The organism is Mycolicibacterium lutetiense, from assembly GCF_017876775.1.
Taxonomy (GTDB): Bacteria; Actinomycetota; Actinomycetes; order Mycobacteriales; family Mycobacteriaceae; genus Mycobacterium; species Mycobacterium lutetiense.
In genome coordinates this window covers 169,871-192,787 of the sequence record NZ_JAGIOP010000001.1, presented here as the reverse complement: position 1 = coordinate 192,787, position 22,917 = coordinate 169,871, and the positions used below count along the sequence as shown (strand labels likewise).

The following is a 22,917-nucleotide window of genomic DNA, read 5'->3' as shown; positions in this document are numbered from 1 at the left end:
GTGACCGCACTGGCGCCGGTGGCTAGGCTACGGTGCGTGACCACCGACCTCGACGCGTTGCTGCGCCGGGTGGCTCGACGCGACGTCGACGCCTTCGCCGAACTCTATGACCACACCAGGTCGCGGGTGTTCGGCCTGGTCACGAGGGTGGTGCGGGACCCGGGATACAGCGAGGAAACCACCCAGGAGATCTATCTGCAGGTATGGCGCTCCGCCGACGGGTACGACCCGACAGCGGGTTCTCCGATGGCCTGGCTGATGACGTTGGCACACCGGCGCGCGGTGGACCGGGTACGCACCGAGCAGGCCGCCACCCAACGGGAGTCGCGCTATGGGGCGAGCACCGTGGAGCCGCCCGTCGATCACGTCGCCGATTCGGTGATCACCGAGGACGAACGGCGCCGGGTGACGGACTGCCTGTCCTCGCTCACCGATGCCCAACGGGAGTGCATCCACCTCGCTTACTACGAGGGCTTGACCTACCGCCAGGTATCCCAACGCCTCACCGCCAACCTGGCCACCATCAAGTCCCGGATGCGCGATGCCATCCGCGGCCTGCGCAACTGTTTGGGGGCCGCATGACCGACCCGCTGGACGCCGATTTGATCACGCTGGCCACACCGTTTGCGTTGCACGCGGTGTCCGACGCCGAACACGCCGACATCGAACGGCGCGTTGCCGCCGCTCCGCCCGAGATCGCCGCACAGTTCGCCGACGAGGTGCGGGATACCCACGAAACCATGGCCGTGCTGGCGGCCGGCACCGCCCTCGAACCGCCGGCCCATCTGCGTGATCAGGTGCTGGCCGCTGCGTCGGCGTCGGTCCGCGAGCTACGGCCGAAACCGCCCCGGTGGCGCACGGCGGCCCTGGCGGCCGCGGCCGCCGTCGTGCTCGCGGTCGCAGGTGTCGGAGTGGGGATCGCGCTGCGGCCGACCTCCGCACCGTCGGCCGCCGAACAGATATTCGCCGCGCCCGACGTGCAGACCGTCTCCGGCGAGATTCCCACCGGCGGTACCGCCACAGTGGTGTTCTCCAGGCAGCGCAACGCCGGCGTACTGGTGATGAATGGTGTCGCGCCGCCCGAACCCGGCACCGTCTATCAGATGTGGCTGCTACGCGAGGCCGGGCCGGAATCAGCGGGCACGATGGACCAGGCCGCCGTGGCTCCGTCGACCACCGCGGTGCTACCCAACCTCGGCGACGCATCGGCCCTGGCCTTCACGGTCGAGCCGGGTAGCGGTTCGACGGCTCCCACCACCCCGATCTTCGCCCAACTGCCCTTGCGGTGACAGGCATGAGGTGGGCGAAAGCCGGGTATCACTGACCTCGACCACACAACGGCGAGCAGGAAGTTGTGAACCAGATGTCAACCGACGCAGACCTCAGCAGGGAGCTCACCCCCGATCAGGCCGAGGACAATGCCTTCTTCCCGTCGCCCTACTCGTTGAGCCAGTACACCTCCGCCAAGACCGACTTCGCCGGCGTCGAACACAAGGACGCCTACACCGAGGGCCGGTGGAAGGTACTCATGATCGCCACCGAAGAGCGATATGTGTTGTGCCAGAACGGAAAGATGTTCTCCACCGGCAACCATCCGGTGGAAATGCTGCTACCGCTGCACCATCTGATGGAGGCCGGGTTCGGCGTCGAGGTCGCGACCATCTCCGGGTACCCCGCCAAACTGGCATTGTGGGCCCTGCCCCGCGAGGATGCCGCCGTGATGGCGACCTTCGACGCCCTCAAACCCAAGCTCAAACAACCCCGCAAGCTGTCCGAAGTGGTCGCGGATCTCCATCCATCCTCCGACTACCTCGCGGTCTTCGTTCCCGGCGGCCACGGTGCCGTCGTCGGGCTACCGGGCAGCGTGACGGTGGGCCAGACGCTGAACCGGCCGTGGACCACGGCCGGTTCATCATCACCCTGTGCCACGGTCCGGCGGCACTGCTGGCCGCCGACCTCGGTAAAGCGCAGTCACCGTTGGCCGGGTACTCGGTGTGCGTGTTCCCTGATTCGCTCGACGAGGGCCCCAACATCGAGATCGGCTATCTACCCGGGCGCCTGCAATGGCTCGTCGCCGATCTGCTGGCCAAGCAGGGGCTCACCATCGTGAACGACACGATGGCCGGCACCGTGCACCAGGACCGCCGCCTGCTCACCGGCGACAGCCCACTGGCGTCCGATGCGCTGGGCAAGCTGGCCGTCAACTGCCTACTCGACGCGCTCGGGCTGGAGCGCCAGACCTGACCAGCGTCCGCCTCAGACACCCACCTGCCCGTCGATGCGCTCGCGGACCAGATCCGCGTGCCCACAATGGCGGGCGTACTCGGCAATCATGTGCGTGTAGATCCACCGCAAGCTGACCTCGCCGCCCATGAACGCGGCGGTGTCATCGAGGCCCCGCGCCGCACAGTTGAGTCGGGCCTGCTTGATCTCGTCCTGCCAGATCTGTTCTGCGACGCGGAATGACGATTGCCCAGACACCTCGAAACCACCGTCATGGCCGTTGGGATCGCGTGGCCCGAAGATCGGTGGCGCTTCGTCGCCGGTCAGCACCTGACGAAACCAGTTCCGTTCCACTTCGGCCGCGTGCTGCACCAGACCCAGCAAGGTCAACCCCGAGGGCGGCACTGAGGCCGACCGCAGCTGCTCCTCATCCAGGCCTTGGCATTTCAGCGCCAACGTGGCGCGATAGAACTCCAGCCAGCTCTCCAGCATCGTGCGTTCATCGGCATTCAGTGGCGGCACGGGCCGTTCCGTCGACGTCATGCCCACGATGCTGCCACCGACCCCACGCTGGGCTGCTCAGTCAGGGTGCGGATGTCGGCGCCGGCGGAGCCGGATTCGGAATCCGCCGCTTCAGACGCGCGCTCCGCAGTATCTGCATCGCCATGTTTGTCGAGGTGAGCATCGGGAAGACGCCGAGGAATGTTCGCTCCGACGGGGTGCGTCCGTGCAGCTGTTCGAGGCTGCCGAAGACAAAGAAGCATCCGATGGAGAACAGGGTGGCGGGAACGGCGAGCGCAAGGATGCTGCCACGGTCGGTGAGCACCCGCCGTGCGAGGTTCAGTTCCGCGTCCGAGAGCGCCTCGCGTGCGCGGACCTTACGCAAGATCGCCGGCACGGTGCCGATACGGAGTTTCGAGGTGACGTGGGCGTGGCCCATCAACCGCCTCGTGTACAGGAAAGCGACGGCGGCGAACACCCCGATCAGCGCGAAGGAGATGATCGCCAGGATGCCGAACAGACTCGATGTCGTCATGTCACACCTCTGATCGCTGCCGCGATGGTCGCTGTCTCAATGGTCGCTGCCGGATGAATGTGGGCCACCAGAACCACGGACCGAGGAAGCGCAGCAGACACGGCACGATGAACGAACGCACGATCAGGGTGTCGAGCAGCAGCCCGATGCACACGGTCGAACCCACCTGGCCGATGGTGCGCAGATCGCTGATCAGCATGGCCAACATGGTGAACGCGAACACCAGACCCGCCGAGGTCACCACACCACCGGTGCTCCCGAGCGCACGGATCAGCCCGGTGTTCAATCCCGCGCCGGACTCCTCCTTGACCCGGGAGATCAGCAGCAGGTTGTAGTCCGAGCCGACAGCGACCAGGATGATGAAGGTCAGCGGCAGCACCAGCCAGTGCAGGTGCAGTCCGATCAGGTGCTGCCACACCAGGATTGACAGTCCGAAGGCGCCCGCGTACGAGAACGCCACCGTGCCGGGAATCACCATCGCCGCCACCAGGCTCCGGGTCAGATACAGCATGATCAGAAAGATCAGCACGAACGCGGCGATCGCCACGATGAGCAGATCGGACGCGGCATAGGCCTTGATGTCTTTGTTGTTCGACCCCGCGCCGCCAATGTAGATCCTGGAACCGGCCAACGAGGTTTCCTTGAGCGCCGCCTTGATCGCATCCGGGAATTGTTCGACGTGGTCGATTCCTTCCGGCCCCATGGCATTGCCCTCGTGAGTGACGATGAGCCGGGCGGCCTTGCCATCCGGCGACATCATCAGCTGCATGCCGGTCTTGACGTCCTCATTGTCGAACGCCTCTCTCGGAATGTAGAAGAAGTCGTCGCTGCGCGATTTGTCGAAGTCGTTGCCCACGTTGATCAGGTCGTAGTAGGTCTGGTCGGTCTGGGTGGACTGCAGATGCGCAGGTCCGTAGTTGTTCGTGATGACGCCCAGCAGGGACTGACTGTCGGCCATCATCCGCTCCAGCTGCGAGATCATCTGCGGCAGCAGCCGATCGATGGCCTCGAAGGACGTGACGGCGTCGGCGATCTGGGCGTCGAGGCTGTCGATGCCGTCGAGCGAGTCGAACAGTGATCGCATCGCCCAGCACGCCGGTATGTCGAAACAGTGCGGTTCCCAATAGAAATAGCTCTTCAGGGGCCGCAGGAAGTCGTCGAGATTGGAGATTCCGGCGTTCATGTCGTCGGTGACCTGCTTGAGGTTCTCCAGCGTCAGCACCGTTGAATGCAGTTCATCGGCCATCTGCTGGGTCAGCCCGATCACCTGCTGCAGAACCCCGACTGAACGCGCCTGGATCTCCGCCTGTTTGTCGGTGTTCTCGTTCTGCTGCTGGGTGAACGGCAGCTGCTGGCCGCTTCCGCTGCCCTGGGTCGTGAACAGGTAGGGAATCGTGGCGTGCTCCAACGGCCGGCCCAGTGGCCGGGTGATGCTCTGCACCATGGCGACGCCGGGGAGCCGGATGAGACTCTTGGCGACCCGGTCCAGGGAGATGAAGTCGGCCGAGTTCCGCATGTCATGGTCGCTCTCGACCATCAACATCTCGCTGAACAACTTGCTCTGCGAGAAATGCCGATCGGAGGCCTCGAAACCGAGATTGGCTGCGCCATCGGCAGGTTGGTAGGCGCGGTCGTCGTAGCTGACCTGGAAGGTGGGGACGAACACCGCTCCGATCATCACGACGGCGGTACTTGCGACGAAGACGGGTTTCGGCCAACGCACCACGCTCGTCGCGATCCGCCGGTACAGGTGCCCTTTGATCATGCGCTTTGGGTCGAACAAACCGAAAAGGCTGCCCAAGGTGAGCAGCGCGGGCGCGAGGGTCAGCGCGGCAGCGATGGTGAACAGCATGCTGATGGCGACCGCCGGCCCCATGGTGTGGAAGTAGTCCAGCCGCGCCAGACTCAGGCAGTAACACGCGCCGGCGATCGTCAGCCCGGAGCCGATGATGATGGGCGCGACGCTGCGGTACGCGGTGAAGAACGCATCCTCACGGCTCTCGCCGTCCTGCCGGGCCTCCTGATACCGCCCCATCAAAAAGATGCCGTAGTCGGTTCCGGCCCCCAATGTCAGTGCGACGACGATGTTCACCGCGAACGACGACAGCGGGATGGCGCCGAAGTGGCCGAGCGTCGCGATGACGCCTTTGGCGACAAGCATTTCGATCAGAACGCTGACGAGCGGCACGAGTACGTTGGCGACCGACCGGTAGACCACCAGCAGCATGATCACGATGAGGATGATCGTCAGGATCGTGATGTTGTTGAGGCTGGAGTTGGCGATCGCGAGGGTGTCCGCCGCCAGTGGCGCAGCACCACTGACGTAGACCTTGAGGCCCGGTGGCGGGGTGTCGTTGGCGATGATGTCCCGCACGGCGTTCACGGACTCGTTCGCCTGAAGCTGGCCGATGTTTCCGGCGAGTCGCAACAGCACGAAAGTCGACTTGCCGTCGACACTTTGGGCTCCGGCAGCGGTGATCGGCTTACCCCACAGGTCCATCACGTATTGCACGTGCCCGGGGTCCTGCTTGAGCCGGTTCATCAAGTCGTCGTAGTACCGGTGGTCACCGTCGTCGAGCGGGCGATCGGCCTCGAACACCAGCATGGTGAGGCTGGTGGACGTGGACTCCTGGAACTTCTCCCCGATGCGCAGCATCGCGACCTGTGACGGTGCGTAGCTCGGGATCATCGAGCCCGCGAGTTCCTCGGCGACCCGCTCGACCTGCGGGATGAACGTATTGGTGGCGACGGCGAGCAGCGCCCAGAACACGATGATCGGCACCGCCAGGATGCGCACGGTCCGCGCGACGAAGGGTCGGTTGGTCCGATGAGTGCTCATGCGGACTTCACCCGGCAGGTGACGTCAGCTTCGGCATGGGTGGACGATTGTTCGTCGCGCACAACGCCGTTGACCAGCATTCGGCACCCGACTTCGCCGCCGTTGACCTGTACCGAGATGCTGCCGGAGACCACAGTGAGGGTCGTCGTCTCGGTATGTGTCCAGGGCAGCTCGGTGACATCGACCTTGTGCGGGTGCCCGTCGATGTCGACGTAGCTCAGCATCCCGCCGTCGCCGACGGAGCCGAACACCTCGTAGGTGAGTTGTTTGGGGGTGAACTGTTCGGGCGCCTGCGCGGCAAGAACGGTGGGCACAGGGCCGGGCTCCGACATCTGGTGGACCTTCCAGACACCCAACGCTCCCATGCCCACTGCGACGACCGTGACGACGGGAAGCCATCCGATCTGCAGGAGCGTTCGGTTTCGTCGTCTGCGATCGCCCGCGCGCTGCTCCCCGATCATGACCGACAGATATATCGCATATGGGATGTACTTCTCAAGCCGTACATGAACAACCGCCTTGCATTCACAGCAGATTGACAGCTGAGTCAAGCGCGATGACTACTTGGGTTACTGCGTTTAGCAGTGCGTACAACTGCAGATGAACGCCACGGCCGGCATCCGCGCCACCAGTAGGCCAGCCGCACCGCTTTCGCCCAATTACATCCTCCAACTGATATAAATGAACGGTGAGCAGCGAACCCTTCGACAGCAACGTGGAAGCCGTATCGTCGATGCTCGTGGCGAGCGCCGACCTGATGTGGCGGCATCTCGCCGATCGCAAGGGCTTGAGCGCGAGCGCGACGCTCGTCCTCGTCCGACTCAACCGCGAAGGGCCGATGCGGGTCACCGCGCTCGCGGAGGCCGAGGGCGCAAGCCAGTCGGGCATGACGCAACTGGTCCAGCGCCTGGAACAGCAAGGCCTGCTGGAGCGGTGCAGCGACCCCGATGACGGGCGGGCTTGCCTGGTCAAGGTCAGCGAGGGCGGCCGGCGCCTGTGGGAAGAGCGGGCCGTTCTACGCAAGCAGCGCATCGCCGAACTGTTGGCGGGCTTGTCGGATGACGACCAAATGGCGCTGTGGCTCGCTGCCCAGGTCGCGGGACGACTGGTCGACCAGATGCGCGAGATCGCCGACACCCATGCAAGCACCGATGCTTAGCGCGGCCCGGAAAACCCGCAGTCCTGGCCCAGGCCGGTGTTACCTTGACGCCATTGCCCCGAGGAGGCGGACGCCATGTCCATGGAAGGCTCGGTAACCGTGCGGATGGCCGCGCCGGCGGACCGCATCTGGAATCTCATCGCCGACGTGCGCAACACCGGGAAGTTCTCACCGGAGGTGATGGAAGCCGAATGGCTCGGCGGCGCCACCGGCCCCGCCCTCGGCGCGCGGTTCCGCGGGCACGTAAAACGGAACGAGATCGGCCCCATCTACTGGACGACGTGCGAGGTGACGGCCTGCGAACCCGGACGTGAGTTCGGGTTCGCGGTCCTGGTCGGCGACCGGCCGGTCAACAACTGGCACTACCGGTTGGAACCGGCCGGACCCGAGACCGATGTCACCGAATCCTTCCGGATGTCGCCGGGAGCCTTCACCGCCGTGTTCTCGATGCTCGGCGGGCAGCTCCGCCGGCGCCGGAACATCCGCGATATGCGCAAGACCCTCGAACGGATCAAGGACGTCGTGGAGGCCGGCGAGCAATAGCCGGATACACCGCCTTCCAGTGAATCCCTGTGCGACAGCTACGCGTTGACGAGAATGTCGGCGCGATGCCGGCGCGCGTGGTGGGAATAAATAAAATTTAGTCGTACTTAGCAGTTGTGGTAGGCATTAGGTACCGGGCTGAACCACTGAGCACCGGGACATCTGAATCCGCGCGGTCGGGAGCGGCGCGATCACGGCCACACCGGCCGTAGCTGAGGAGAACGACATGACGATGCTCGGCCCCCGACCGGTCCGCGAGAATGTCGTGGAGCTTGCCGAGCCTTTGCCGCGACGACGAAGATTCGTTCCCGGCTCACGCCGAGGCAAGGCAACCGTCGCCGCCGCCATGGCCGGAGTACTCGTCGTCGGCTTACTCGGCGCGGCCTATGAGACCTCACCCGGCGGTTCTCTGTGGGGCGTCACGCGGACGGTGTTTCCGGGACACGCCCAAGACGTCGCTTTGACCGCTGTCGTAGCTGACCTGAAGACGGCGCAGGACATTCTCGGCAGCGGGCAGCAGCCCACCGCCGATCAGCTGACTGACGCCCGCACCGCGCTCAATCAAGCCAAGCAGGACCTGGACTACTTGTCGTCGTCACCTGAGCGAACCAGTCTGCAGAACCTCTATCTTCAACTGACACAACAACTTCTGCAGTACACGCCCGATTCGGTGCTACGACTCGCACCGTTGCCCGCCCCGTCTCCGGAGTCACCGGCCGCCGCCCCAGCCTCTGCCCCGGCCGACCCGCAGCAGGACGTCGTGGCACTGACCAGCGCGACCGCGCCGACCTGGGGATATGGCGCGTCCGACGACTACGTTCCGGCACCGCTCGGCGTTCCCGATTCCCCGATGGCCGATTGGCCGCAGCCCATTGATCCGCCGCCGACGCCCAACCTCACAAACCTGGGCTACTACGACCAGTCCTGGGGCCAGCTCTACGGCTACAACTCCGGCGGTTGGTACAACTACGACCTCAGTGGCTACAACCAGTACGGTTACGACTTCATCGGCTTCGACCGGTGGGGATATGACCGTTGGGGCTATGACAGGTGGGGATACGACCGCTGGGGCTACAACTGGTCCGGCTACAACTGGGCGGGCTACGACCGCCACGGCTGGGACCGCAATGGCCGCAACGAATGGGGCCAACACCGCGACCGCCCAGGCGACCCGCGCAACCAGCGCTGGTACGACCGTCACCACCCGTACCAGCAGCACTACCGGTGGAAGTTCCGAAACTACAACCCGGTCTACCGCCGTACGCAGTGGGACCGGGCCCACGGATTCAACCCGCACCTGTATCAGAACTGGAACAGGAACCGGGACTGGCACAATCCGCGCAAGCGCGATTGGGCGCCCCCGGCTGTCACGGTGAACACGTCCGTCAACATCCACGTCTCGTCCCCGGTGGTGAGCCTGAATACCTCACTGACACAGTTCATCTCCAACGACACCGCGACACGCAACTCCGGGCACCTGATGAAGGACCTCGCGGACAAGTCCGCACGTAACTTCGCCAGGGACCTCACTCCGCGGACCGATCCCCTCGACGGGTGGCAGCCGGTGTCGGCGCTCGGACAACGACCCGATACGCCCGAGGAAAAACACCGAACACCGTTCGAGCCGGCGGCGGCAACCGCGCCACCGGCCTTGGCGGCACCCGCACCGACCGCGCCGCCGTCGAAGGTGTCACCCACGTTCAGTGCGCCCAAGCTGTCGCCGGTGCCCGCCTACACGCCGCCGACGATCGACGAACCGCGCGAAAAGCCCGAGACCGCACCGGCGCCGGAGAAGGACCTGGATCTTTCCCCGGGGCTACCGGCGACACCACCACCGCCGGCCGACCGGCCGAATCCGGCCGACGCAGTATCTCCGGACCAACCGGAACCGGCGAGCCCACCCAACCCTGCACTCGATCGTTCCCGGGAGGACCCGGCGCCGCGACAGACCGCTCCCCATCCGCAGGCGCCGGTATCGGAGGCACCTGCAGCGCCTCCGGAGGCACCGAGACAGCAGGAGCCTCCGCAGCAACAGAAGAAGCCGGAAGAGTCTCCGGTGCAGCGCGATCCGGCTCCCAAGGTTCAGGTCCCTGAGCCCGAGGCACCGACGCCTGAGACCCAGGCTCCGGTTCGCGAGGCACCGGTGTGGCAGGAACCCGCGCCCGCGCCCGAGCGCGAGGCACCCAAGGAGGCCCCGGCTCCCACGTATCGGACCCCCGAACGCCAGGCTCCCGTCTGGCAGGAACCCGCTCAGCAGGCACCCCCGAGAGAGGCGCCCGCCCGGCAACGACCTGAGCGGGAGGCGCCCGCTCGGCAGGAGCCGCCGGCCCGCGAGGCTCCGGCCCCGCGGCAGGCTCCTCAGCAGCGTTCGGAGCAGCCGAGATCGGAGCCCGCGTCGCCGAAGGGGCCGAAGTGCCCGCCACCGATGTGTTCGGGTCGCGGGTAACCGACAAGCTGTTGACGACCTAGAAAGGCGCAAGCAGGAATTCGTCGACGAACCTGGCGAACGTGTCGTCGACGAAGGTCGGATCGGGCGCGGTGAAAAATTCGATGATGAAGCCCTGGAACGCTGCCAGCGCGATGCGCGAGCGGGTCTCGGCGACGCGGGCAGGCATCCCGAGCGCGAGAAGGCGGGCCTTGGAGTTGCGCGTCAACAGCGACAAGGTGTCCCAGGTGTATTCGCGGTACGGACTGTCGACGCCACACGCGGCACCGAAAATCTGCAGCACGACACGCAGGCTGTCACGACGCTCACCGCGCGTGCATTCGTACCAGTCTTCGAAACACCATTCACGGTGTGCCGCAATCGACTCCGGAAGGTCCAGATCCTCGGTCTCCGGTATCGCGGCACGCTGCTGGCGGTTCAACACTTCAAGCATGAGTTGCTCTTTTGTGCCGAAGTAGTACACCAACATCCGAGCGCTGGTCTCCATCTGGGAGGCCAGCTCACGCAATGAGGTGTCAACGACCCCGGTGCGCGCCAAAATCGCTCCCGCAGTGGCCAATAGCGCTTCGCGTTTATCGCGGTCGAACGGTCGCGGCACGCTTGACTGTAACATTTGCTTCAGATATTGATGATGTGATGCGCGCGAACACGAGGGCGAGGGACGCTCGGTGAGCCTGGTCGAGGACGTCGCCCCGGCGCCTGGAAGCGAACTCTCCGAGGCGCCGGCAGCGCGAAGCCGCCGACCGTTGCCGGTGACCCGATGGGTCGCAATCATCGCGGGACTGGTGGGGTTCGTGGCCAGTGCTCTGATTCCGGTGTTGCCGGTGGTGCAGACCACCGCGTCGCTGCAGTGGCCACAGGATGGACGCCTGGGTAATGTGACCGCGCCGCTGATCGCACTGGCCCCGGAGTCGTTGGAAGCGTCGGTGCCCTGCAGCGTCTTTCGCGAGATGCCCACCTCGGGCGGGGTGGTGTTGAGCACGGTGCCGGCGGCCGGCAAGCAGGCGATGCTCAACGGGCTCTTCATCACAGTTACCGCCCAACGGGTCGATGTGATTGCCCGCAACGTGGTGATCCTCAGCGTGCCACGCAGCCGAATGATCGACCCGCAGTGTCAGCGGTTGGAGCTGTCCTCCTCGACAGCCGGTACCTTCGCCGCAGTCGAAGGACTGATCGATCCGGACACCGGCGGCCCGTTGCGCAGCGGCTTCGGCGATGCGAACTTGCGGCCCCAGATCGTCGGGGTGTTCACCGACCTCGCTGGTCCCGCCCCGGCCGGATTGTCGTTCGCCGCGACCATCGACACCCGATACACCAGCTCCCCTTCACCGCTGAAGACTGCTGCGATGGTCGCCGGCATCCTCGGCACGATTATCGCGCTGCTGGCGCTGTGGCGACTTGACCGCCTCGACGGGCGCCGCATGCAACGCCTCATTCCGACCCGTTGGCGCACCTTCACCGCGGTGGACGCCGCGGTCATCGTGGTATCGGTGGTCTGGTTTATCGCCGGCGCTGGATCCTCCGATGACGGCTACCAATTCGGCATGGCCAACACCTCCAGTCATGCCGGCTACATGGCCAACTACTTCCGTTGGTACGGCAGCCCCGAAGATCCCTTCGGCTGGTACTACGAGCTGATCGCGGCGATGACCCACGTCAGTCATGCCAGCCTGTGGTTGCGACTGCCGGACTTGGTCTGTGCGCTGGTGTGTTGGCTGCTGCTCTCCCGGGAAGTTCTGCCCCGGCTCGGACGAGCGGTAATGAGAAACCGCGCCGCGGTGTGGACGGCGGCGCTGGTGTTCATCGCGGCGTGGATGCCGTTCAACAACGGATTGCGGCCGGAAGGTCAGATCGCCACCGGCGCCCTCATCACTTACGTCCTTGTCGAACGCGCCATTGCGACACGCCGCGCCACACCGGTCGGGCTGGCGATCGTGGTGGCCGCGTTCACCCTCGGCATCCAGCCCACCGGAATCATCGCTGTGGCTGTCCTGCTGGCGGGTGGTCGCCCGATCGTGCGGATCATTGTCACTCGCGCGAAATCGGTGGGGATCTGGCCGGTGCTGCTGCCCTTGGCGGCAGCCGGGTTCGTGGTCCTCACAGTGATCTTCGCCGACCAAACCTTGGCTGCGGTACGCGAAGCCACCGCGGTGCGCACCGCGATCGGGCCCGCGCAGCCCTGGTACACCGAGAACCTGCGCTATTTCTACCTGTTCCTGCCGACCACCGATGCCGCCTTGTCGCGCCGCTTCGGAATCTTGATCACCATCGCGTGCCTGTTCGCCTCGATGCTGCTGATATTGCGCCGCAAGCGAATACCTGGAATCGCAGTCGGGCCGGTGTGGCGATTGATGGGAGTTATCTTCGCCACCATCTTCCTGCTGACGTTCGCCCCGACCAAGTGGATACACCATTTCGGGCTGTTCGCCGCCGCCGGCGCGGCGATGGCCGCAGTGGCCACGGTGCTCTTCGGCCCGACGGTGCTGCGTTCACGACGCAATCAGGCGGCGTTTCTCTCCATCGTGCTGCTGATTCTCGCCCTGTGCTTCGCGTCCACCAACGGATTCTGGTACGTCTCCAGCTACGGGGTGCCGTTCAACGACAGCAGTCCGCACTGGGGACCGGTCACCGCGAGCGCGGTGTTCCTCTGGCTGTGTCTGGCGGCCGCGGGCTATGCCGGCTGGCTGCACCTGGTCCCACCGCGACAACCTCCCGCGCGTCTGACCCGGATGCTGACCGCAGCACCGGTCCCCGTGGCGGCCGGGCTGATGGTGCTGGTGTGCACCGGATCGATGCTGACCGGAGCGGTCAAGCAATACCCCAGCTACTCCAACGGCTGGGCCAATCTGCGCGAGCTGACCGGTGGCTGCGGGCTGGCCGACGATGTTCTCGTCGAACCCGACGCCAATGCCGGATTCCTCCCGCCGCTGCCCGAACGCTACGGCCCCCTGGGGCCATTGGGCGGCACCGAGCCGATCGGCTTCGACCCGAACGGCGCACCTGAACACACACTGGCAGAGGCTATTTGGCAGAGTCAGGCGAAATCCGGAACCGACTACGACTGGGATGCGCCAACCGCTCTGGATCAGCCCGGGGTCAACGGTTCCAGCGTCGTGTTGCCGTACGGTCTTGATCCCACCCGCGTGCCAGTGGCCGGTAGCTTCACAGCCGGCCCCCAACAGGTCAGCACGCTCACCTCCGCGTGGTATCGACTTCCCGCCGCCGACAGCGCCCACCCACTCATCGTGATCACCGCGGCCGGCACCATCACCGGCAACAGCGTCCTCTCCGGGCACACCACCGCCCAGACCGTCGCCCTGGAATACGGCACACCCGGCCCCGACGGCGCACCTCAACCCGACGGGCGGCTCATCCCTTCCGACATCGGCCCGCAACCAGCCTGGCGCAACCTACGTTTCCCCCGCAGCGCCATCCCCGCTGACGCCTCCTACGTCCGGATAGTCGCCGACGACCGCTCCCTGGACCCGGGAGATTGGGTCGCCGTCACCCCGCCCCGGCTGCCCGAGCTCAGATCAGTGCAGGAATATCTCGGCTCCACGAAGCCGGTGCTGCTGGATTGGGCTGTGGGATTGGCGTTTCCGTGCCAACAGCCCATGTTGCACGCCAACGGCGTCATGCAGATCCCCAACTATCGAATCTCGCCGGATTACCCCGCCAAGATCGAAATGCCGGACACCTGGCAGTCCGGCGACAACGGCGGTCCGTTGGGTATCACCGATCTGATGCTGCGGGCTCATGTCATGCCCACGTACCTGTCGCGGGACTGGGGCCGCGACTGGGGTTCCCTGCGCCGCTTCACCCCCGTCGTCAACGCGCCCGAAGCCCACCTGCAGCTCGGGACCGCCGTTCGAAGTGGACTCTGGAATCCCGGCCCTATTCGCATCGGACCATGAGTGCGCGCCCCCGACCTGTACCCGGTGCCCGAACCCTATGGCTCGGGGATGCTGGCGATCGGGGCCCGGTCACAGAAGGGGCCGAAGTGTCAGGGCAGCCCCGGCCGCCACCGGTGAACGCACTTTCATCGGACAGCCGGAGTAGGCAGCGGCTCGAAACTCGTGGTGCTGTCAGCTTCGGAGCGGAAGGTTCGCAGTCGCAGGCTGTTACTGACGACGAAGACGCTCGAGAACGCCATCGCGGCGCCGGCGAGCATCGGGTTGAGTAGCCCCAGCGCGGCCAGTGGGATCGCGGCGACGTTGTAGGCGAACGCCCAGAACAGGTTGACCTTGATTGTCGACAATGTCTTGCGTGCCAACCGTATTGCGTCGGCCGCCGATCGAAGGTCACCCCGCACCAGGGTCAGGTCCGCGGCTTCGATTGCAGCGTCGGTTCCGGTGCCCATCGCCAGGCCGAGATCTGCTTGCGCGAGTGCGGCTGCGTCGTTGACACCGTCGCCGACCATTGCGACGACCTTGCCCTCGGCTTGCAGGCGGGTCACGACGTCGACCTTTTCCCGTGGCAGGACCTCGGCGATGACCTGCTCGATCCCGACCCGCTCGGCGACCTGCTCGGCGACGGTCCGGTTGTCGCCGGTCAACAGGACTGGGGTCAATCCCAGCGCCTTGAATTGGCGGATGGCTTCGGCGCTGGTGTCCTTGACTGCGTCGGCGACCACCAGCACGCCGCGGGCGGCTCCGTCCCAGGCGACCACAACCGCGGTCTGCCCGGCCTTCTCGGCAGCCTCCTTGGCGGCGGTCAGGTCTGCGTTCATTGTGATTGACCAGTCCTCGAGCAACGACGCTCGACCCACGACCAAGAGGTGTCCGTCGACGATCCCCTGCACGCCCCTGCCTTCGATGTTCTTGAAGGACTCCGGGGTGGGCAGAGTACCAACCCGCTGTGCTGCGCCTTTGGCAATCGCCTGGGCGATCGGGTGTTCGGATGCGTCCTCGACGGCGCCGGCAAGCCGCAACACCTCGTCGTCGGTGGTGTCAGCGGTCGTCGTGACACCGAGCAGGGTCATCTTGCCGGTGGTGACCGTTCCGGTCTTGTCGAGCACGATGGTGTCGATCTTGCGCGTCGACTCCAGCACCTCGGGGCCCTTGATCAGAACGCCCAGCTGGGCGCCGCGGCCAGTCCCGACCAAGAGCGCGGTCGGGGTCGCCAAGCCGAGTGCGCAGGGGCACGCGATGATCAACACTGCGACGGCAGCGGTGAAAGCGGCCGAGATTCCGAACCCACCGCCGAGCCACACCGCAAGGGTGGCGACAGCGATACCGATCACGATCGGTACGAAGACGCCGGAGATCTTGTCCGCCAAGCGCTGGACCTCGGCCTTGCCGGATTGAGCGTCCTCGACCAGCTTGGCCATCTGCGCGAGCTGCGTGTCCGATCCGACCCGGGTGGCGCGCACTAGCAGGCGTCCGCCGGCGTTCACGGTTGCGCCGACCACGGTGTCGCCTTCGGTGACTTCGACCGGCACCGATTCACCGGTCAGCATTGACGCGTCGACCGCGGAGGTGCCGTCGACGATGACGCCGTCGGTGGCGATCTTCTCGCCTGGCCGCACTATGAACTCGTCGCCGACTGCCAGGTCCTCGGTTGGGATTCGGGTCTCTACGCCATTGCGCAGTACCGCAACGTCTTTGGCGCCCAACTCCAGAAGTGCCCGCATGGCCGCGCCGGCTTGGCGCTTCGATCGCTTCTCGAAGTAGCGTCCGGCCAGGACGAACGTGGTGACGCCGGCGGCGACCTCCAGGTAGATGTTGGCGGATCCGTCCCCGGGGGCGATTGTTAACTCGAACGCGTGCGTCATCCCGGGTACCCCGGCAGTGCCGAAGAACAGCGCATAAAGCGACCACAGGAACGCCGCGGAGGTGCCCACCGAGATGAGGGTGTCCATCGTCGCGGCGCCGTGCCGGAGGTTGGCGAACGCGGCCTTGTGGAACGGCCATGCGGCCCAGACGATCACCGGCGCGGCGAGCGCCAGCGACGCCCACTGCCAGTAGGTGAACTGCAGCGCCGGAGCCATCGCAAGGACGATCACCGGCACCGACAGCACGATCGAGCCGATGAGACGGTTGCGCAGGGTCGTCAGCTCCGGATCCTCGCGCTGTTCGTCGGCATTCGACACTGAGTTCTTAGCGGACGGCACGGCGGCGCCGTAACCGGTCTTCTCGACCTCGGCGATCAGGACCGCGGTGTCGAATCCGGGCGGGGTACTGACGCGGGCCTTCTCGGTGGCGTAGTTCACCGTCGCCGAGACGCCGTCGAGCTTGTTGAGCTTCTTCTCGATCCGCATGGCGCATGACGCACAGGTCATGCCGCTGATGTCGAGCTCGATGCTCTCTGCATCCGACGTCTGCGGCCGAGCGGGCGATGTCGTCATGTGATCAGTCCTTCCTCGTGCTGCCGGTCAGTGACCGGCGCCGGCGTGTCCGTGCTCGGGCGAGCCGGCGGTGGCATTGCCGGGAGCCGCGGCCGGTGCCGCGGTGACCGTGAACTCTGCGGTGCGGACCTGTCCATCGACCTTGAAGTCCAGGTACAGCAGGTACGTGCCGTCGGTGGGCGCGGATGCCATGAACTCGATGTCGGGACCGGGCTGGGTGACTCCGTCACCGGGCTCCCCCATCGGGTGCACGTGCAGGTACCCGAGGTCACCGACGCGCAGCGCCACCAGGTGCCCGTAGGCGGCAAGATATGGTTCGAGCGTATCCACCGGCTGCCCCGCGCGGGTCACGGTGAACGTCAGGGTCGAGCTTGTGCCGACGCCGAGCGATCCGTCGAGGGTGACGGTGAGATCGCCGACGGTGGCGACGGTGGAGTCCGGCGGCAGCGGCCTCGGCACGAAGTCGCCGGCGACCGACGTGGTCGAGGTCAGCGTCACGTTGCTGCCAAGATCGGTGGGAACGACGTCGGCGAAGATTCGGTAGGAGCCTGCCGCATTCCACCGCCACGGCATCGACCATCGGCCGTCACCGTCGTTGTGGGGGTGCACGTGCCGGAATTCGGCGCCGTCGTTACGGACGACGATCAGGTGGAGGTCTTTGTCGTGGGCGGTGTCGTACTCGGTGAGCGCAACGCCGCCGGGGCCGGTCAATCGGAACGACAGCGTGCCGTCCTCTCCGACTACGTCGGGTGCTGCCACGTCGCGGATCTGATACCCGCTACGTTCGATCGACAGGCCCGGCATCTCAGCCGACGAGTGCGATCCTGAGGTGCCGGCGTGGTTGTGTGCTCCGTGATCCATTTGTGTTGCCTCCGTTTGTCTTTTCCACGACGCGGATGCGTCTGCGGGGATGAGTGCTCGGGCCCCGACGAAGCCGGCGACGAATATCGCAACCAGAGCTACGACGTACAACCCGAGTCTTAGCGGTGCGCGCATGTCAGGCGCGCACTCCGCTGTATCCGGCTTCCTCGACGGCAGCCAAGACCGCGGCGTCGTCAAGTTCGCCCGCGCTGGTCACCGAGAGCCTGCCGGTGGTTGCGGAAATGTCGATCCGCTCAACCCCGGCCACCTGGCTGACTTCCCGGGTGACCGCTCCCTCGCAATGGCCACAAGTCATCCCGGTCACCTGGTACGTGGTGGTAGTCATAGAGTTCCCTTCGCGTTTACGTATTTCGTTATACCCCCCAGGGGTATATGGTCTAGCACCACCATACCCCCGTAAGGTATTTCGTCAAGTGCGCACGACTGAGGCAATGGACCTACCGTGCGAGATGACGTTCGGTTATCGGCCCTCGCGGATCACCGTCACAGAAGCGATGGTGAGCATCGCGTTTCAAGCGGATGGCCGTTTGTAACCCGTCCCTGGTGCAACAGTCGATGGCCGCGCCCCGGCCGTGAGTTTCACGGCCGGGGCGTCCAAGGTGGTTTGGCGCAAACCACTCTGTAATCACCAGTGCCCCAGATCAATTCCGCTCGTATCAGCAATCCGAACCGCTGGCTGACCGGCCAGGGCCCGCAGGTACCCTGGCCGGACCGGAACGAACTCAGCGAGCCGGAACCGGGATCTCGGTGGTGTCCTCGCCGGCGGAATCGTTAGGTTTCGTAGCCCTCCGATTGATCGCCGAGGTGGGAAGCACCTTTATCGGCCACCAGAACCAGCGACCCAAAAGCGCTGCAACGGTTGGGGTCATGAACGCGCGGATCACGAAGGTGTCGAACAACAGGCCCAGACAGATCGCGGATCCCACCTGACCGATGGCGATCAGGTCGTTGGTGACCATCGAGCCCATGGTGATCGCGAACACCAGACCCGCCTGCGTGGCCACGCTCCCGGAACCGGCGACCCCGCGGATGATCGACGTGTTCAGGCCGGCGTGCAGCTCCTCCTTGAACCGGGACACCAGCAGCAGGTTGTAGTCCGATCCCACCGCCAACAAGATGATGACCGTGATCGGCAGCACGAACCAGTGCAGCTGCTGGCCGAGAATGTGCTGCCACAAGAGCACCGAGAGCCCGAACGACGAACCCAGCGAGATCGCGATCGTTCCGACGATCACCGTGGCCGCGACGATGCTTCTCGTCATGACCAGCATGATGATCAAGATGAGACTGAGCGCCGCGATCACGACGATCATCAGGTCGTATTTCGTGAACTCCTCGATGTCGTGATAGGTCGCGGCGGTACCGCCGAGATAGAGTTCGGATCCCTCCAGCGGCGTGCTCTTGATGGCTTCCTTCGCCGCAGTCAGCTCCGCAGGCGTCGTGGCGAGCGCCTCAGGTCCCGCCGGATCACCCTCATGCGTGATGATCATCTGCGCGGACCTGCCGTCCGGTGACACCAGCAGCTTGAGGCCCTTCTGGAAGTCCGCGTTGTCGAAGGCCTCCGGCGGCAGGTAGAAGTAGTCGTCGTTCTTCGCGGCGTCGAAGGCCTGACCCATCACGGTCGCCGTGTCGGTCATACGACTGATCTGCTCGATCAGCCCGCTGAAGCTGCTGTGCATGGTCAGCATGGTGGACTGGATGCTCTTGGAGATTGCGATCATCGGCGGCAACTGGGCAACCAGCTGCGGCATCAGCTCGTCCATTCTCTCCAGATTGACCAGCATCGAATCCATGTTCTCGCTGAGCTTGTCGATCCCGTCGAGTCCGTCGAACAACGACCGCGTCGAGAAACAGATCGGGATGTTGGCGCAATGCGGTTCCCAGTACAGGTAATTCCGCATCGGGCGCCAGAAATCGTCGAAATTGGCCATGTGGTCGCGCATTTCGTCGGATGTCGCCTGCAAGTCCTTCGCATCGCCGACCATGTCGTGGGTGATGCCGGCCTGTTGCTGCATGAGGCCGTGCATGCGTTCCATGATGCGGATCATCGAACCGAGTTCGTCGGTCATCCCGAGCATGTCGCTCATGCGGTCCTTCATAAACTGCAGGTTCTCGGTCATCGACACCGACTGCATACTCACCTGGAACGGGATCGAACTGTGGTCGATCGGCGCCCCCAAGGGCCGAGTGATGCTCTGCACCTTGTTGATTCCCTCGACGCGGAGGATGTTTCTCGCGATCCTGTCCAGGATCAGCATGTTGGCGGGGGTGCGCAGATCCTGATCGGCCACGATCAGCAGGATGTCCGGGTCCATCTTGGCCTTCGAGAAATGCCTATCCGACGCCTGATAGCCCTGAATGGAAGGCATCCTGTCTGGGACGTAATACCGGTCGTTGTAGTTGACCGTGTACGACGGCAGCACCCCTAGACCGATCAGCGAGACAATCATCGTCACGACCAGAATCGGTCCCGGCCAGCGCACGAGGGCGGTGCCGATCCGGCGCCATCCCCGAGTCTTGATCTTGCGCTTCGATTCGAGCAACCCGAAGCGGGTGCCCACCAGCAGCACCGCCGGAGTGAGCGTGAGTGCCGCGGCGACGATGACAAGCATGGCCACGGCGTTGGGAATACCCACCGCTGCGAAGTAAGGCAGCCGGGTGAACGTCAGGCAGAGCGTCGCACCCGCAATCGCCAAACCCGACCCGAGGACGACGTGCGAAACGCTGTGATATGTCGTGTAATACGCCGCAATACGATCCTGGCCGGCCGCTCGCGCCTCGTGGTATCGGCCGAGAAAGAAGATTGCGTAGTCGGTAGCTGCCGCGATCCCCAGCATCGTCAGCAGGTTCACCGCGAGGTTCGACAGTTCCATGACCTGGTAATGCCCGAGGATGGCAACCACTCCGCGCGCGGCACTGAGCTCGACGAAGACCGTGATCGTGACGAGCAACATCGTCGCGAAGGAGCGATAGATGATCAACAGGATGAGAGCGATGATCGCGAAGGTGATCAACGTCATCATCAGCTGGCTATCGTCAGCGGCGGAATTCAAGTCCATCGTGAGCGCGGCCGGACCGGTGACGTAGACCTTCAGCCCGGACGGCGGATTGCTTCGATCGATGATATCGCGTACCGACTCGACAGCTTTCTTGGCCGGCGTAGTCCCCTGGTCGCCAACCATATTCAGTAGCACATAGGCTGCCTTGCCGTCCATGCTCTGCGACCCGCCCGCGGTGACGCGGTCGCCCCAGAAGTCCTGAACGTGGTCGACGTGCTCACGGTCATCCTTGAACTGAGCGACCAGGCCGCGATAATAGTCGCGCGCCTCGTCGCCGAGCTCGGTATCGCTTTCCAGCAACACCATGACCATGCTGTCGTAACCGAACTGATCGAACTCTTCGCCCAGCTTCTTGAGCGCCTTGTAGGACGGCGCATCCTGGGACGCCAGCGAGACCAAGTTCGCCTGCCCCACCTTTTCGAGCGACGGCACAACGACGCTCACCGCCACCATCGCCACCAGCCACGCCACGATCATCAGTCCGGGCACCCGGCGGATGGCCGACGCGACGCGGGACGGCTTGGCAGCGGCCATGACGGTTCTCATGCGGACTTCACCAAGCAGAACACCTGGCCGTTATGGGCGGTCACCGACTGCTCGTCGCGGACCACGCCGTTGACGGTGATCCGGCAGCCAAGCGTGCCGCTGTCCCCCTGCGCGACCACATTCGCGAAAACCGACATCAGTTTCGTTGAGATGGTGTGCGACCACGGCAGTGTCGCGAAATCTGCGCGCTGTGGCTGAGCATGCTCGTCGAGGAAGTTAGCCTGGCCCGTCGTTCCCGCCGGACCGAACACTTCATACGTCACGTCTTTGGGAATCACGGGCTCAGATCCATCCCTGATGGCGCCCGGAACCTGATCAGGCGAACCGGCCACCCCCTGCAACCGCGATACCGCGAACACTGCGATCGCGACCACCATCACCACCACCACTGGTATCCATATTCGCTGCACGACCCTAAACATCTCTCGTCCCTTCAATGCGTCGGCCATACCGACGTGAACAACAGCAGTATTTGGCGCGCCGTTCTCCGGCGCCATGGTGTTTCACCGCCTGCCGGGAGCGTACACCCCATACCCCTAGGGAGTATATGGGTGAGCCTCGAAATCGCGCACCGTGAGATGCATATCTGCCCGCAACCCATTACTGCGACGGCATTTGGCCACGTTGATGGCGATGCCAGCCGAAGAAGGCTGCGCGCGGCTCTCCATTCGCGTCGCCAGGGTCAAGAATCATCGCACCAGCGGGAGGCAGGTAAGTTTCCGGCTTGTCACCGAACACCGTTGTGCTGCAAGACAAATAGTTATCGAGCACAAGACCCGCCGCAAGGCGGATACAGTGTTCAATCCAGCCACAAATCCGCCGATGACGCGGCAACCTTCTTCCACAGTCTTCGTCACCCGAAGTCCGCTCCCGGACCCTCAGGCGCCGGGGGCAGGTCCTTACGCGTGGATTGACAACCGGAGCCGACTTGTTCTCCGATCGCAGGAAGGATGCCATATACCCGGTATGGGTATCATGTGGAGATGTTTGCCGCCAACCGATCGTGGCATACGAGAGGTAACGTGGCGGCCGACTTGTCCGTCCCGGCCACCCTCCATCGGTTGCGGCGCCATCGACCGCCCTCTCAGCCCAGGGTGCCTTCGCTCACTTTGACAGCACGGTTTCACAATCCAACGTGGCGAGGGAAGCCTGACCGCGTTGATGCCCACTGGACACCGCGATGCCATCAAAAGGTTGGGCGACAAGCATCTTGACTGGTTTCATGTCGAGGCCTGGCGATGGCGGCTAACTTCTCGATGTTCGTCAGGCGTCTGGGCCGACCGGGAAACATCTGCCGATCCTCCTCGTAGTCAACGTCGTGCAGGCGCGTCGACCGCACCGGCCCGGATCAGCGGCAGTTGTCGGACGAGCAATGACCCTGCGTCGGACGCTCGGCCGCCACGATGTTGACGGCGCAAGTCGCTACGCAACGCAGGACGCGCCGGGTGGTGGTGGATCGCCCGACGGCGATGAGAAAAGAACGAATAGTGCCCATGCGAGGTCCTTTCGAAGAGCGGCGAAGCCACTGCCAGTCTCCGATTACCATACCCTGGTACGGTATGTACCGTAATGCTATAGGAGGCTTACGGTGTCGCGGTACGGCTACGGCCCTGCCCATGATCGAGAGGCAGCAGATGCAAGCCCGCGAACACCACATCTCGCACGACCACATCCACCGCAAGGAGGACTATGTGCGGCGGATACGGCGCATTGAGCGCCAGACAGTGGTCCAGCGCACTGCAGTCGGCTTCTCCTACAGCGGCGCACCCGCGCCGACCGCGCCCCTGCCGTCGCGAACAGCCGACTTCATCACGGCACCACCAATGGCTTAGGACGCT

17 protein-coding genes and 1 pseudogene are annotated in these 22,917 nt (G+C 64.7%); 8 read left to right on the top strand and 10 right to left on the bottom strand.

Going from position 1 to position 22,917, the window contains the following annotated elements; all coding sequences use genetic code 11:
• The 3 genes and pseudogenes from JOF57_RS00945 to hchA all read left to right on the top strand — a co-directional run bounded on the left by JOF57_RS00945 (position 1) and on the right by hchA (position 2,244).
• Positions 1 to 582: a sigma-70 family RNA polymerase sigma factor gene (locus JOF57_RS00945; RefSeq protein ID WP_209912749.1), complete on the top strand. Its 582-nt coding sequence runs from the start codon at positions 1 to 3 to the stop codon at positions 580 to 582.
• Positions 579 to 1,289 (top strand): anti-sigma factor, encoded by a 711-nt coding sequence (locus JOF57_RS00940; protein ID WP_209912747.1) that lies wholly within the window; start codon positions 579 to 581, stop codon positions 1,287 to 1,289. The genes JOF57_RS00945 and JOF57_RS00940 overlap by 4 nt, the downstream gene beginning before the upstream one ends.
• 74 nt (positions 1,290 to 1,363) lie before the next feature.
• A pseudogene (gene hchA, locus JOF57_RS00935) lies at positions 1,364 to 2,244 on the top strand (glyoxalase III HchA).
• Positions 2,245 to 2,256: 12 nt separating this feature from the next.
• Here the strand turns inward: hchA and JOF57_RS00930 are convergent.
• Genes JOF57_RS00930 through JOF57_RS00915 form a run of 4 tightly spaced genes read right to left on the bottom strand, consistent with a single transcriptional unit; the run spans position 2,257 to position 6,559 of the window.
• Positions 2,257 to 2,766 (bottom strand): DinB family protein, encoded by a 510-nt coding sequence (locus JOF57_RS00930; protein ID WP_209912745.1) that lies wholly within the window; start codon positions 2,764 to 2,766, stop codon positions 2,257 to 2,259.
• Positions 2,767 to 2,806: 40 nt separating this feature from the next.
• A complete protein-coding gene (locus JOF57_RS00925; RefSeq protein WP_209912743.1) occupies positions 2,807 to 3,259 on the bottom strand; it encodes a hypothetical protein in 453 nt (150 codons plus the stop codon).
• Between the two features lies 1 nt (position 3,260).
• Entirely contained in the window at positions 3,261 to 6,116 is a 2,856-nt protein-coding gene (locus tag JOF57_RS00920) for an MMPL/RND family transporter (RefSeq protein WP_407666549.1), read from the bottom strand.
• Entirely contained in the window at positions 6,095 to 6,559 is a 465-nt protein-coding gene (locus JOF57_RS00915; RefSeq protein WP_209912739.1) for an MmpS family transport accessory protein, read from the bottom strand. Before JOF57_RS00915 ends, JOF57_RS00920 begins: the two co-directional genes overlap by 22 nt.
• Before the next feature lie 227 nt (positions 6,560 to 6,786).
• Between JOF57_RS00915 and JOF57_RS00910 the strand changes: the two genes are divergently transcribed.
• The 3 genes from JOF57_RS00910 (at position 6,787) to JOF57_RS00900 (ending at position 10,246) form a co-directional block, all read left to right on the top strand.
• Complete coding sequence (locus JOF57_RS00910) at positions 6,787 to 7,257, top strand: MarR family transcriptional regulator (RefSeq protein ID WP_307869931.1); 471 nt, start codon at positions 6,787 to 6,789, stop codon at positions 7,255 to 7,257.
• Positions 7,258 to 7,338: 81 nt separating this feature from the next.
• Entirely contained in the window at positions 7,339 to 7,800 is a 462-nt protein-coding gene (locus JOF57_RS00905; RefSeq protein WP_209915665.1) for an SRPBCC family protein, read from the top strand.
• Positions 7,801 to 8,026: 226 nt separating this feature from the next.
• Positions 8,027 to 10,246 carry a hypothetical protein gene (locus JOF57_RS00900; protein WP_209912736.1) on the top strand — a complete coding sequence of 740 codons (2,220 nt, stop codon included), beginning with the start codon at positions 8,027 to 8,029 and terminating at the stop codon, positions 10,244 to 10,246.
• A 19-nt stretch (positions 10,247 to 10,265) separates the two neighbouring features.
• Here the strand turns inward: JOF57_RS00900 and JOF57_RS00895 are convergent, their stop codons facing one another.
• Entirely contained in the window at positions 10,266 to 10,844 is a 579-nt protein-coding gene (locus JOF57_RS00895; protein ID WP_307869930.1) for a TetR/AcrR family transcriptional regulator, read from the bottom strand.
• A 70-nt stretch (positions 10,845 to 10,914) separates the two neighbouring features.
• On the opposite strand from JOF57_RS00895, the gene JOF57_RS00890 reads away from it, so the two are divergent.
• Complete coding sequence (locus JOF57_RS00890) at positions 10,915 to 14,160, top strand: arabinosyltransferase domain-containing protein (RefSeq protein WP_209912734.1); 3,246 nt, start codon at positions 10,915 to 10,917, stop codon at positions 14,158 to 14,160.
• 125 nt (positions 14,161 to 14,285) lie between these two features.
• On the opposite strand, the gene JOF57_RS00885 is transcribed toward JOF57_RS00890, so the two are convergent.
• The 5 genes from JOF57_RS00885 to JOF57_RS00865 all read right to left on the bottom strand — a co-directional run bounded on the left by JOF57_RS00885 (position 14,286) and on the right by JOF57_RS00865 (position 21,501).
• Positions 14,286 to 16,592 carry a heavy metal translocating P-type ATPase gene (locus JOF57_RS00885; RefSeq protein ID WP_209912732.1) on the bottom strand — a complete coding sequence of 769 codons (2,307 nt, stop codon included), beginning with the start codon at positions 16,590 to 16,592 and terminating at the stop codon, positions 14,286 to 14,288.
• Positions 16,593 to 16,619: 27 nt separating this feature from the next.
• Positions 16,620 to 17,453 carry a DUF8832 domain-containing protein gene (locus tag JOF57_RS00880; RefSeq protein WP_209912729.1) on the bottom strand — a complete coding sequence of 278 codons (834 nt, stop codon included), beginning with the start codon at positions 17,451 to 17,453 and terminating at the stop codon, positions 16,620 to 16,622.
• A gap of 136 nt (positions 17,454 to 17,589) precedes the next feature.
• Positions 17,590 to 17,799, bottom strand: a complete 210-nt coding sequence (locus tag JOF57_RS00875) for a heavy-metal-associated domain-containing protein (RefSeq protein WP_209912728.1) — start codon at positions 17,797 to 17,799, stop codon at positions 17,590 to 17,592.
• Between the two features lie 397 nt (positions 17,800 to 18,196).
• A complete protein-coding gene (locus JOF57_RS00870; RefSeq protein ID WP_234937668.1) occupies positions 18,197 to 21,079 on the bottom strand; it encodes an MMPL/RND family transporter in 2,883 nt (960 codons plus the stop codon).
• The gene (locus JOF57_RS00865) at positions 21,076 to 21,501 is read right to left on the bottom strand and encodes an MmpS family transport accessory protein (RefSeq protein ID WP_209915659.1); all 426 of its coding nucleotides are present in this window, start codon (positions 21,499 to 21,501) and stop codon (positions 21,076 to 21,078) included. Before JOF57_RS00865 ends, JOF57_RS00870 begins: the two co-directional genes overlap by 4 nt.
• 1,194 nt (positions 21,502 to 22,695) lie before the next feature.
• On the opposite strand from JOF57_RS00865, the gene JOF57_RS00860 reads away from it, so the two are divergent.
• Positions 22,696 to 22,911 (top strand): hypothetical protein, encoded by a 216-nt coding sequence (locus JOF57_RS00860; RefSeq protein WP_209912726.1) that lies wholly within the window; start codon positions 22,696 to 22,698, stop codon positions 22,909 to 22,911.
• Positions 22,912 to 22,917 lie beyond the last annotated feature (6 nt).